This is a genomic window from Bradyrhizobium sp. 35 (assembly GCF_023073215.1).
Lineage (GTDB): Bacteria > Pseudomonadota > Alphaproteobacteria > Rhizobiales > Xanthobacteraceae > Bradyrhizobium > Bradyrhizobium canariense_D.
Genome location: NZ_JADPJC010000017.1, coordinates 258,448 through 270,081, shown reverse-complemented (window position 1 = coordinate 270,081; position 11,634 = coordinate 258,448). Strand labels below are relative to the sequence as shown.

Sequence of the window (11,634 nt, the reverse complement as noted above, 5' to 3'; positions counted from 1 at the left end):
GTTGTTTGCACCGGCTCCAACTGTTAGAACGCCGCTCTCAGGGCTTGGCCATGGAATTTCATCTTTCCTCGTTTAGGCGCACCCGGTTTACCGCCGGAGCGCTGGCGCGCGGGCTGATCGCGACGGCTCTGGTGGCGGCCATTGGCTGGAGCGGGGCGCTCTACGCCGCCAACCAGAGCGTCCAGGGCGCCAAGAAAACAGATGATTCCGGCTTCGACGGCGACGCCCCGACCGCGATCCTGATCGAGGCCTCCAGCGGCAGTGTGCTGTTCGAGAAGAACGCCGACGAGCTCCGCGCGCCCTCGAGCATGATGAAGCTGATGACCGCCGAGGTCGTCTTCAACGCCATCAAGAAGGGCGACATCAAGCTGACCGACGAATACCGGATCAGCGAGAACGCCTGGCGCAAGGGCGGCGCACCCTCCGGCGGCTCGACCATGTTCGCCGCCATCAACAGCAAGGTCACGGTCGACGATCTCCTGCACGGGGCGATCATCCAGAGCGGCAACGACGCCTGCATTGCGCTGGCCGAGGCCATGGCGGGCAGCGAGCGGATTTTCGCCGCCGACTTCATGACCAAGCGAGCTCGCGAGCTTGGCCTCACGAAATCGACCTTCGGCAATTCCAACGGCCTGCCGGACCCCGCCAACAAGATGACGGTGCGCGAGCTCGGCATTCTCGCCCGGCACATCATTCTCGACTTCCCCGAATTCTACAAACTGTTCGGCGAGAAGGAATACACCTGGAACAAGATCCGCCAGCCCAACCGCAATCCGCTGCTCAATTCGATGGAAGGCGCCGACGGTCTGAAGACCGGCTACACCAAAGAAGGCGGCTACGGCATGGTCGGCTCGGCGGTGCAGAACGGCACGCGGCTGATCGTCGTCATTAACGGGCTGGAAGACCCCGACGATCGCGCGACCGAAGCCAAGAAGATGCTTGAATGGGGTTTTCGCAATTTCGAGACCCGCACCCTGATCGCGGCCGATCAGCCGGTCGGCTACGCCAAGGTGTTCGGCGGCGAGAGCCGCTCGGTCAAACTGGTCGCCAAGACGCCCGTGAAGGTGATGGTGCACAAGAACGGCAGCGACAAGCTGATCGCGCGCGTCGTCTATAACGGCCCGGTGCGCGCGCCGGTCGAGGCCGGGCAGAAGGTCGGGCTGGTCAGGGTCTGGCGCAGCGGCAACATCGCAGTGGAGACGCCGGTCTATGCCGCTGACGCGATCGGCACCGGCTCGACCGTGCGCCGCGCGATCGACGGCGCCAGCGAGCTGGTGATCGGCATGTTCCGTGCGGGCGCCGAGAAGCTCTGATCATGAGTGAAAGCGCGGTAAAGTGGCCGTCCGGACGCGGGCGTTTCGTCACCTTTGAAGGCGGCGAGGGGACGGGCAAGTCGACCCAGATCAAGAAGCTCGCCGACCGTCTCAAGGCCGCCAGGATGCGTATCCTCGTCACGCGCGAGCCGGGCGGCTCGCCGGGCGCCGAGATCATGCGCCATCTGGTGCTGTCAGGCATGGGCAAGCTGCTCGGACCCGAAGCCGAGACGCTGCTGTTCGCGGCCGCCCGCGACGATCATGTCCACACCGTGATCCAGCCAGCGCTCAACCAGGGCACGTGGGTGCTGTGCGACCGCTTCGCCGACTCGACGCGGGCCTATCAGGGCAGCCTCGGCCGCGTGCCGGCCGCGCTGATCAACGCGATGGAGCGGGTCACGATCGGCGATCTCAAGCCGGACCTCACCATCATCCTCGACCTGCCGGTCGAGATCGGCCTGCAGCGCGCGGCCGCGCGCCGCGGCAGCGGCACGCCGGACAGGTTCGAGGCCGAGAAGCTCGGTTTCCATCAGGGCCTGCGCGAAGCCTATCGCAAGATCGCGTCGGACGATCCCGCGCGCTGCGTGCTGATCGACGCCAATTCCGATCCCGACACGGTTGCCGGACGCATCTGGATCGCGATGCGTGATCGCCTGCTCCCGACGCCGGCAACGGTGGTGTCCATATGAGCCCGCGTCAGACCGAGCGCGAAACTGCCATGTCTCATCCGCGCGAGACGAGCGTTCTGTTCGGCCATCGCGAGGCCGAGACCGCGCTGCTCGCCGCCTATGGCAGCGGGCGCATCCCGCACGCCTGGCTGATCGGCGGGCCGCAAGGCATCGGCAAGGCGACGCTGGCGTATCGGATGGCGCGCTTCGTGCTCGCTCACGGCCAGCCGCTGGCGCCTTCCGTGCAGCGCGCCGAAGACCTCGCCATCAATCCCGATCACGCCGTGGCACGGCAGGTTGCTGCGAGTTCGCACGGTGGCCTGCTGACGCTGGAGCGCACCGCCAACGACCGCGGCGTAATGCGCACCGTGATCACCGTGGACGAAACGCGCGAGACGATCGGTTTCTTCGGCTCGACCGCGACAGCCGAAGGCTGGCGCGTCTGCATCGTCGACACCGTCGACGAGCTCAATCCGAATGCCGCCAACGCGCTGCTGAAAATTCTCGAGGAGCCGCCGCAGCAATCGCTGTTCCTGCTGGTGAGCCACGCGCCGGCGCGCGTGCTCGCCACGATCCAATCGCGCTGCCGCAAGCTGCGTCTCCGCGCGCTCGCAACCGACGACGTGATTGCTGCAGCCGCAACCGCTGCCGATCTCGACCCGAACGATCCGGCGTTGCGCGAGGCGGCGGAGGCGTCCGAGGGCAGCGTCGCGCGGGCGCTGACGCTGCTCGGCGGTGACGCCCTGAAGCTTCAGCAGCGCACGGCCGCGCTGCTGGCGCGACTGCCGCAGGTCGATCCGCGCGAATTGCATACGCTCGGCGAATCGCTCGGCACCAGCGACCGCGTTGCGCTTGCCGCCTTCATCGACGGCATCGATCGCTGGATCGCGGAACGCCTGCACGCCGACGAGGCCAATGCCAACCAGAACCTGCCGCGCCTTGCGCGCCTAGCTGAGGTATGGGAAAAGATCGTCCGCGCCGCGCGCGACACCGAAACCTATAATCTGGAGCGAAAGCCCTTAGTCTTCTCGGTGTTCGGCTGGCTGGCGGACGCAACGCGCTAGAGCATGATCCGGAAAAGTGTGCAGCGGTTTTTCCGATAGGATCGTGCTCAAGACAATAAACTAACGCAGGTTCGTTTCCCAATTTCGAGAAGCCGGTAAAGGAATTCGTCGTGGCAGCGCGAGCTAAGAAAATCGCTAAAGGCAAGAGCAGCAAGAAGAAGGCTGCCACCAAGGCCGTCAAGAAAGGCGCGAAGAAGGCCGTGAACGCGCGCGCGCGCAAAGCTGCCAAGAACGTCAAGAAAGCCACGAAGACCAAAAAGACGGCCGCCAAAAAAACCGGGAAGAAGAGCGCCGCGAAGACGGCAAAGAAGGCAGCGAAGAAGCAGATCGTCGCCAAGAAGACGGTGAAGACAGGAACCAAAAAGCCAACCAAGGCTTCGGCAAAAAACAAAGCCTCGGCGAAAAACAAGGCCCCGGCGAAGAAGATAGCCAAGACGGCGAGGGTGGCTGCGCCTGCCGTGACCACCACACTAGCTCCTGTCGCCACGCCGTCGAAGGCGGTGAAGGCCATTGCATCGAAGCCCAAGGCCCCGCGCGCGCCGAAGTCCGTCGCAGCGCCGCAGGCCACCACGCCTGTGGCCGTCCCCGCGCGCGACAACGTCTTCTACATCACGACTGCGATCGCCTATCCCAATGGCAGCCCGCATATCGGCCACGCCTATGAGGCAATCGCGACCGATACGTTGGCGCGCTTCGCCCGGCTCGACGGCAAGGATGTGTTCTTCCTGACCGGCACCGACGAGCACGGCCAGAAGATGGTTCAGACCGCGGCCAGCGAAAAAATGTCCGTCTCGGAGCTCGCCGCCCGCAATGCCGGCCGTTTCAAGCAAATGGACGAGCGCCTGAACGTGTCGTTCGACCGTTTCATCCGCACCACCGAGGAGCAGCATCATCGCTCCAGCCAGGAGATCTGGCGGCGCATGGAAGCGAACGGGGATATCTATGCCGACATCTATGCCGGCTGGTATTCCGTGCGCGACGAAGCCTATTACGCGGAGGACGAGACCCGCCTGAACGAGGACGGCGTGCGGCTCGGGCCGCAGGGCACGCCGGTCGAATGGGTCGAGGAGAAGAGCTACTTCTTCCGCCTGTCGGCCTATCAGGACAAGCTGCTCAAGCTGTACGAGACGCAGCCCGATTTCATTGGGCCCGACTCCCGCAAGAACGAGGTGGTGAGCTTCGTCAAGGGTGGCCTGCGCGACCTCTCGATCTCGCGCACGACGTTCGACTGGGGTGTCAAGGTGCCCGGCGACGAAGAGCACGTGATGTATGTCTGGGTCGACGCGCTCACCAACTACATCACCGGCGTCGGCTTCCCCGACGAGAGCGACAACAACTGGCGTTATTGGCCTGCCGACGTGCACATCATTGGCAAGGACATTATCCGCTTCCATGCGGTGTACTGGCCGGCTTTCCTGCTGTCGGCCAGGATCCCGCTCCCGAAGCGGGTCTATGCCCATGGCTTGCTGTTCAGCAGGGGCGAGAAGATGTCGAAGTCGGTCGGCAACGTGGTCGATCCCTTTAACCTCGCCGACCAGTACGGCGTCGACCAGATGCGCTATTTCTTTCTGCGCGAGGTGCCGTTCGGCCAGGACGGCAACTACAATCACGAGGCCATCGTCGCGCGTATCAATGCCGATCTCGCCAACGATCTCGGCAACCTCGCGCAGCGCTCGCTGTCGATGATCGCGAAGCAGCTCGGCGGCGTGCTCCCGGAGCCCGGCGAATTCAGCGACAACGACAAGGCGATCCTGTCACAGGCTGATGGCATGCTCGCGGCGTCCCGCGAAGCGATGGCGACGCAGCAAATCCATCACTGGCTCAATGCCGTGTGGGCCGTGGTCGCGGAGGCCAACCGCTATTTCGCGGGCGAAGCGCCGTGGGCGCTCGCCAAGACCGATCCTGTCAGGCAGAGGACGGTGCTCTACGTCACCGCCGAAGTCGTGCGCCAGATCGCAATCCTGGCCCAGCCGGCGATGCCGACGGCCTCGGGATTGCTGCTGAACAGCCTCGGTATCCCCGAAGCGGAGCGCAACTTCGCCGCGCTTGGTGGCGCAACGCGCATCGCGCCCGGTACGACGCTGCCCGCGCCGACGCCGGCCTTCCCCCGCTATATCGAGCCGGCAGCCTAAGGGCGCTCGCACCATGCTGGTCGACAGCCACTGCCATTTGGATTTTCCGGATTTTGCGGAGGATCTCGACGGGATCGTGTCGCGGGCGCGAGCGGCCGGCATCGGCCGCATGGTCACGATCTCGACGCGGGTGAGAAAGCTGAACCAGCTTTTGGCCATCGCCGAGCGCTATGACGACGTCTATTGCTCGGTCGGCACCCATCCGCATAACGCTGATGAAGAAGACGGCATCGCGCCGGACGAGCTGATCGCTTTGACGCAGCATCCCAAGGTCGTCGCGCTCGGCGAAGCCGGGCTCGACTATTTCTACGACAACGGCTCGCCGGAGGCGCAGGCGAGGGGCTTTCGTGCCCACATCGCCGCCGCCCGCGCCACCGGCCTGCCGCTGGTGATCCACACCCGCGAGGCTGACCAGGATTGCGGCCGTATCCTTGAAGAGGAGACGGCAAAAGGATCGTTTCGCGCGGTGTTGCATTGTTACACCGGCGGGCGCGAGCTGGCGCTGAAGGCGGTCTCGCTCGGGCTCTATATCGGCTTCACGGGCATCCTGACCTTCAAGAAGTCCGAGGCCTTGCGCGCGCTTGCGGCCGAACTGCCGTCCGACCGTATTCTGGTTGAAACAGACTCGCCCTACCTTGCGCCGGGCAAGTTCCGGGGCAAGCGCAACGAACCGGCCTATGTGGTCGAGGTCGCAAAAGTGCTCGCCGAAACACGCGGCGTGTCGTTTGACGAGATCTCGCGCCAGACAAGCGAAAACTTCTTTCGTCTGTTCTCCAGGGTGAAACCTTAGAACTGGGAGCCGCATGACGCTGACGCTGACGATCCTGGGCTGCGGCTCCTCCGCCGGCGTGCCGCGTCCGGCACTCGGCTGGGGTGCCTGCGATCCCAACAATCCCAAGAACCGCCGTCGCCGCTGTTCGCTGCTGGTCGAGCAGACATCGGGCGAGGGCACCACGCGTATCGTGATCGACACCTCGCCTGACCTGCGCGAGCAATTGCTCTCAACCAATGTCGACCACATCGATGCCGTGTTCCTGACCCACGAGCACGCCGATCAGACCCACGGCATGGACGACCTGCGTTCGGTCGTGATGCACATGCGCCGGCGGATTCCGACCTATCTCAATCAGACGACTGCGAACGACATCATGTCGCGGTTCTCCTATTGCTTCGTCTCACCGGCGGGCAGCGACTATCCGCCGATCCTGACGGCGCAGTCGATCGAGGCCGGTGACAGCCAGACCATCCAGGGGAAGGGCGGCCCGGTGACGATGACGGCGTTCCTGGTGCAGCACGGCAACATTCCCGCGCTGGGCTATCGCATCGGCGATGCCGCCTACACGCCCGATCTCAACGACATCCCACGCGAGAGCTGGAGCGCGCTGGAAAATCTGGATCTCTGGATCGTCGATGGCCTGCGCTACACCAGCCATGTCAGCCATTTCAGCATCAACGACGCGTTGTCCTGGATCGAGCGCTTCAAGCCGAAGCGCGCCGTCATCACCAACATGACGGCCGACGTCGATTATGAGGTGATCCGGCAGTCGCTGCCGGCGGGAGTGGTGCCCGCGTATGACGGGCTGCGGCTGGAGACCCGCTGAACCTGCGGGGGAAATTCCGGCGAGAGCCGGCATACTCCTTGCTTGCGCTAGCCCCATCATGTTGATCTAACGTCTGAAAGACAGGCGCTGGGCAGGGGCGATATTCATGCAGGACCGGCGCGCGACGTGCGATCGCCGGGACCTTCTGAATCGCTTCGTATGAGGATGGGGATCGCGTTGGCAGGGGACGATGTCACGAGCCGGGGGCCGGTGCGACGCGCGCTAGATCTCCTTTATCTCGGTGCGGGCTACGCCGCCGGCGCCTTCATGGTTGCGATCTTTGCAATCATGATGATCATGTCGATCGGGCGCCAGTTTGCGGTCAACATTCCCGCCGGCGATGATTTCGCCTCATGGTGCATGGCCGCGATGGCATTCCTCGGCCTCGCTCACACCTTCAAGCGCGGAGAGATGATCCGGGTCGGCCTGTTGCTGGAGCGTCTGCATGGGCGCTCCAAACAGGTGGCGGAGGTCGTGGCCCTTGGTATTGCCGCCGCTTTCATCCTCTATTTCACCCGGCATGCCGTGCAGATGACCTACGATTCCTGGCGCTTCAACGACGTGGCGCAGGGCGTCGTCGCGCTTCCGCTCTGGATTCCGCAGCTCGGGTTTTCCGGCGGACTCGTGATCCTCTCGATCGCGCTCATTGATGAAATGGTCAGTGTCATCAGCGGCAACCGGCCGAGCTACGAGAAGGGCTCGCCGGACGAGACTCCGGACGAATTCATCGAGCGGATATCGCAGGGCGGCGGAGGTTGACGATGGCCAATCTCGGCATGATCGAACTATCGTTCATTCTGCTCGGCGTCATGATCGTGCTGCTGGGAAGTGGCATCTGGATCGCGGTTTCGCTGGGGCTCGTCGGCTTCGTGGCGATGGCGCTGACCACGAGCTTGCCGCTCGGCTCCGTGCTTGCGACCACGACATGGAGCGCAAGCTCGTCATGGACGCTGGCTGCGCTGCCGTTGTTCATCTGGATGGGCGAGATCCTCTTCCGCACCAAATTATCCGAGGAAATGTTCCGGGGCCTGTCGCCCTGGGTGCAGTGGCTGCCGGGGCGTCTGACCCATGTCAACGTGATCGGTTGCGGCATCTTCGCGGCAGTGTCGGGCTCGTCGGCGGCGACCTGTGCGACCATCGGCAAGATCGCGCTGCCCGAACTGGACAAGCGTGGTTACGATAAGGGCTTGAGTCTAGGCTCGCTCGCGGGCTCCGGCACGCTCGGCCTGCTGATCCCGCCGTCGATCCCGATGGTGGTCTATGCGGTCACGGCGAATGTCTCCGTGCTTCAGGTGTTCCTCGGCGGCTTCCTGCCCGGCGTGCTCGTGATGGTGCTCTATTCCGGCTACATCATCGTCTGGTCGCTGCTGAACCCCAGCAAGATTCCGCCGCGTGACCATCCGATGTCGTTTCGGCGGAAGCTCCAGGAGTCGGCCAAGCTCGTTCCGTGCCTGCTGCTGATCCTGGCCGTCTTCCTCTCGCTCGTGCTGGGGTTTGCGACCGCGACCGAGTGTGCGGCCTGGGGTGTCAGCGGCGCTTTGCTGCTGGCGTGGTGGAGCCGCACGCTCACGCGCAAGAACTTCCTCGAGAGCATCATGAGCGCGACGCGCCTGACCTGCATGATCATGCTGATTCTGGCAGGCGCTGCCTACACGACCGCAGCGATGGCCTATACGGGCATTCCGGCGGCGCTCGCCACCTGGGTCCAGGGCCAGCAGCTGACGCCGGGCATGCTCGCGCTGTATCTGAGCATCATGTACATCATCCTGGGATGCCTGATCGACGGCATCTCGATGATCGTTCTGACCGCCGTGATCGTGCTGCCGATGGTCAAGCAGGCCGGTCTCGACCTGGTCTGGTTCGGCGTCTATCTCATCATCCACGTGGAGATGGCGCAGATCACGCCGCCGGTCGGTTTCAATCTGTTCGTGCTCCAGAACATGAGCGGGCGTGATACCTTGACCGTCGCGCGGGCGGCGTTCCCGTTCTTCGTCCTGTTGCTCGCCGCCGTGTTCATCATCACGGAATATCCGCAGATCGTGATGTTCCTGCCCAAGCTTGCTTTCCCAGACTGAGCGTACCGGTTTTGAAATTGACTGTGAGGAGAAGCCCGATGATGTCTCGTTTATTCCGCGCATCCTTGATCGCCAGCGCCGTGCTGGCTGCGACACCCGCTTTGGCTCAGACCAAATGGAATCTGCCGGCGGCATATCCGGCCGACAATCCGCACTCCGAGAATCTCGTCGCGTTCGCCAAGGACGTCGAAGCCGGCACGTCCGGCAAGCTCCAGATCACGGTTCATCCGGGCGCCTCACTGTTCAAGGCGCCCGACATCAAGCGCGCGGTGATGACCGGGCAGGCGCAGATGGGCGAAGTCTTGCTGTCGATCCACGAGAACGAGGATCCGGTATTCGGCGTCGACGTCGTGCCGTTTCTGGCGACCAGCTTCCCGGATGCCATGAAGCTGTACCAGGCGTCGAAGCCGCTGATTACGAAGAAGCTGGAGGCGCAGGGGCTCAAGCTGCTGTTCGTCGTGCCGTGGGCGCCGCAGGGCGTCTATGTCAGCAAGCCGCTTGCGACCATCGAAGACATGAAGGGCCTTAAATGGCGGGCCTACAACGTTGGGACCGCGCGCATCGGCGAACTGGTTGGCGCGCAGTCGGTCACCATTCAAGCCGCCGAGCTGCCGCAGGCACTTGCGACCGGCGTCGTGAACTCCTTCATGTCGTCAGGCGGCACGGGCTACGATGCGAAGGCATGGGAGTCGCTGAAGTACTTCTATGACGTGCAAGCCTGGATCCCGAAGGACTACACCTTCGTCAACAAGGCTGCGTTCGAGGCGCTCGACAAGCCGACCCAGGAGGCCATCCTCAAGGCCGCCGCGACCGCGGAAACCCGCGGCTGGAAGGCCTGGCAGGACAAGAGCACCTGGTACATCGATCAGCTCAAGGCCAAGGGCATGACGGTCGAGCCGCCGAGCCCGGCCCTGAAGGCTGGCTTCCAGAGGATCGGCGAACAGCTCACCGCCGACTGGCTCAAGAAGGCGGGAGCCGACGGCCAGGCCCTGGTTGACGCCTATAAGAAGATGTGAGGTCGAGGGGGCCCGGCGAATCCGACTAGTCGAAACTGCGCAACGACTTCGCGGCGACACCCAACCGCCGCGGAGGTCGAGACAAGCGGCTCTCAGCTCGAGATTGCCTTCGCCGATCCCGCTTCGTTGCGCAGCAGGAATTTCTGGATCTTTCCCGTCGACGTTTTCGGGATGGGCCCGAACACCACGGCCTTCGGCGTCTTGAAGCCGCTCATATGCGAGCGGCAGAAGGCGATGATATCGGCTTCGCTCGCGCTTGCGCCGTCCTTCAGCTCGACGAAGGCGCAGGGCACTTCGCCCCATTTCGGATCGGGCTTTGCGACCACGGCGGCAAACAGCACGGCGGGGTGCTTGTAGAGGATGTCCTCGACCTCGACGGAGGAAATGTTCTCGCCGCCGGAGATGATGATGTCCTTGGAGCGATCCTTGATGATGACGTAACCGTGCGCGTCGAGCACGCCGAGATCGCCGGTGTGAAACCAGCCGCCCTCGAAGGCTTCCTGCGTCGCCTTGTCGTTCTTGAGGTAGCCCTTCATCACGATGTTGCCGCGGAACATGACCTCGCCGATGGTCTCGCCGTCGCGCGGTACTTGCCTCATGGTCTGCGGATCGATGACGGTGACGGCTTCCTCGAGCGGGTAGGGCACGCCCTGCCGCCGCTTCAGGCTGGCGCGCTCGGCTGCGGGCAGATCATCCCAGCCAGGCTGCTCGGCGCAGACGGAAGCGGGGCCGTAGACCTCGGTCAGGCCATAGACGTGCGTCAGCTTGATGCCGATGCTCTCGGCGCCCTCGAGCACCGCGACCGGCGGCGCGGCACCGGCGATCAGGCCGACGACGCGGCGCGCGGCATCGCCCTTCGGTGCATCGGGCGCGTTGATCAGCGTGTTGTAGACGATCGGCGCGCCGCACATATGGGTGACGCCGTGCTGCTTGATCAGCTCGAAGATTTTCGTCGGCTCGACCTTGCGCAGGCAGACGTTGATGCCGGCGGCGGCTGCGATGGTCCAGGGGAAGCACCAGCCGTTGCAGTGGAACATCGGCAGCGTCCAGAGGTACACCGGATGCTGGCCGAGTTGGCCCGCGAGAATATTGCTGACGGCGTTCAGATAGGCGCCGCGGTGATGGGTGACGACCCCCTTGGGATTTCCCGTGGTGCCCGAGGTGTAGCTCAGCGCGATCGCATCCCATTCATCGCCCGGCAGGATCGCCGCGAAGTCAGGATCGCCTTGCGCGAGCGCGGCCTCGTACTCGATCTCGCCGATGCGCCCGCCGCCTTTGAAGGCGGCGTCGTCGACGTCGATCACGAACGGTTTTGGGCCACTCATCTGTGACAGCGCATCGGTGATCACGCCGGAAAATTCGGGGTCGACCAGAATGATCCTGGCGCCGCCATGGTCGAGCTGAAATGCGATCGAAGGTGCATCCAGCCGGATGTTCAGCGCATTGAGCACCGCACCCGTCATGGGGACGGCGAAATGCACCTCGTTCATCGCCGGAATGTTCGGCAGCATCGCCGCGACGGTGTCGCCGACGCCGATGCCCTTGCCGGCAAGGTACGAAGCAAAGCGCTTGCAACGCTCATGCGTCTCGCGCCAGGTGAAGCTGCGCCCCTCGTAGACCGTGCTGACGTGATCGGGATAGACCGCGGCGCTGCGTGTGAGAAAGCTCAACGGGCTCAGCGGCACGTAGTTGGCGGGCGTCTTGTCGAGGCCGATATTGTACTGGTTCTGCCGCTCGCTCATCGACACCTCCCTTACGCGCCGGC

Annotated in this window: 10 protein-coding genes; 9 read left to right on the top strand and 1 reads right to left on the bottom strand. The window is 64.0% G+C overall.

Annotated features, from left to right (window positions below):
* The first annotated feature begins 50 nt into the window (after positions 1-50).
* The 9 genes from IVB36_RS03615 (at position 51) to IVB36_RS03575 (ending at position 9,869) form a co-directional block, all read left to right on the top strand.
* Complete coding sequence (locus IVB36_RS03615) at positions 51-1,313, top strand: D-alanyl-D-alanine carboxypeptidase family protein (protein ID WP_204511195.1); 1,263 nt, start codon at positions 51-53, stop codon at positions 1,311-1,313.
* Between the two features lie 2 nt (positions 1,314-1,315).
* The gene (gene tmk / locus IVB36_RS03610) at positions 1,316-2,002 is read left to right on the top strand and encodes a dTMP kinase (RefSeq protein WP_247390674.1); all 687 of its coding nucleotides are present in this window, start codon (positions 1,316-1,318) and stop codon (positions 2,000-2,002) included.
* Positions 1,999-3,045, top strand: a complete 1,047-nt coding sequence (locus tag IVB36_RS03605) for a DNA polymerase III subunit delta' (RefSeq protein ID WP_247390672.1) — start codon at positions 1,999-2,001, stop codon at positions 3,043-3,045. The genes tmk and IVB36_RS03605 overlap by 4 nt, the downstream gene beginning before the upstream one ends.
* 110 nt (positions 3,046-3,155) lie before the next feature.
* On the top strand, positions 3,156-5,177 hold the full coding sequence (gene metG / locus IVB36_RS03600; protein ID WP_247390669.1) for a methionine--tRNA ligase: 2,022 nt from the start codon (positions 3,156-3,158) through the stop codon (positions 5,175-5,177).
* Between the two features lie 13 nt (positions 5,178-5,190).
* Positions 5,191-5,967, top strand: coding sequence for a TatD family hydrolase (locus IVB36_RS03595; protein ID WP_247338006.1), 777 nt, complete (start codon positions 5,191-5,193; stop codon positions 5,965-5,967).
* Between the two features lie 13 nt (positions 5,968-5,980).
* The gene (locus IVB36_RS03590; RefSeq protein ID WP_247296751.1) at positions 5,981-6,778 is read left to right on the top strand and encodes an MBL fold metallo-hydrolase; all 798 of its coding nucleotides are present in this window, start codon (positions 5,981-5,983) and stop codon (positions 6,776-6,778) included.
* 165 nt (positions 6,779-6,943) lie between these two features.
* On the top strand, positions 6,944-7,537 hold the full coding sequence (locus tag IVB36_RS03585) for a TRAP transporter small permease (RefSeq protein WP_018457852.1): 594 nt from the start codon (positions 6,944-6,946) through the stop codon (positions 7,535-7,537).
* Positions 7,538-7,539: 2 nt separating this feature from the next.
* Positions 7,540-8,853 carry a TRAP transporter large permease subunit gene (locus IVB36_RS03580; protein ID WP_247338007.1) on the top strand — a complete coding sequence of 438 codons (1,314 nt, stop codon included), beginning with the start codon at positions 7,540-7,542 and terminating at the stop codon, positions 8,851-8,853.
* Positions 8,854-8,891: 38 nt separating this feature from the next.
* The gene (locus IVB36_RS03575) at positions 8,892-9,869 is read left to right on the top strand and encodes a TRAP transporter substrate-binding protein (RefSeq protein WP_018457850.1); all 978 of its coding nucleotides are present in this window, start codon (positions 8,892-8,894) and stop codon (positions 9,867-9,869) included.
* Positions 9,870-9,961: 92 nt separating this feature from the next.
* On the opposite strand, the gene IVB36_RS03570 is transcribed toward IVB36_RS03575, so the two are convergent.
* On the bottom strand, positions 9,962-11,611 hold the full coding sequence (locus IVB36_RS03570; protein ID WP_247338009.1) for an acyl-CoA synthetase: 1,650 nt from the start codon (positions 11,609-11,611) through the stop codon (positions 9,962-9,964).
* Between the last annotated feature and the right edge of the window lie 23 nt (positions 11,612-11,634).

What these genes read in the sequence shown, in the direction of transcription:
- IVB36_RS03615 (WP_204511195.1), top strand. Translation starts at nt 51, where the DNA reads ATGGAATTTCATCTTTCCTCGTTTAGGCGCACCCGGTTTACCGCCGGA.
- IVB36_RS03575 (WP_018457850.1), top strand. Translation starts at nt 8,892, where the DNA reads ATGATGTCTCGTTTATTCCGCGCATCCTTGATCGCCAGCGCCGTGCTG.
- tmk (WP_247390674.1), top strand. Translation starts at nt 1,316, where the DNA reads ATGAGTGAAAGCGCGGTAAAGTGGCCGTCCGGACGCGGGCGTTTCGTC.
- IVB36_RS03580 (WP_247338007.1), top strand. Translation starts at nt 7,540, where the DNA reads ATGGCCAATCTCGGCATGATCGAACTATCGTTCATTCTGCTCGGCGTC.
- IVB36_RS03570 (WP_247338009.1), bottom strand. Translation starts at nt 11,611, where the DNA reads ATGAGCGAGCGGCAGAACCAGTACAATATCGGCCTCGACAAGACGCCC.
- IVB36_RS03585 (WP_018457852.1), top strand. Translation starts at nt 6,944, where the DNA reads ATGGGGATCGCGTTGGCAGGGGACGATGTCACGAGCCGGGGGCCGGTG.
- IVB36_RS03605 (WP_247390672.1), top strand. Translation starts at nt 1,999, where the DNA reads ATGAGCCCGCGTCAGACCGAGCGCGAAACTGCCATGTCTCATCCGCGC.
- IVB36_RS03590 (WP_247296751.1), top strand. Translation starts at nt 5,981, where the DNA reads ATGACGCTGACGCTGACGATCCTGGGCTGCGGCTCCTCCGCCGGCGTG.
- IVB36_RS03595 (WP_247338006.1), top strand. Translation starts at nt 5,191, where the DNA reads ATGCTGGTCGACAGCCACTGCCATTTGGATTTTCCGGATTTTGCGGAG.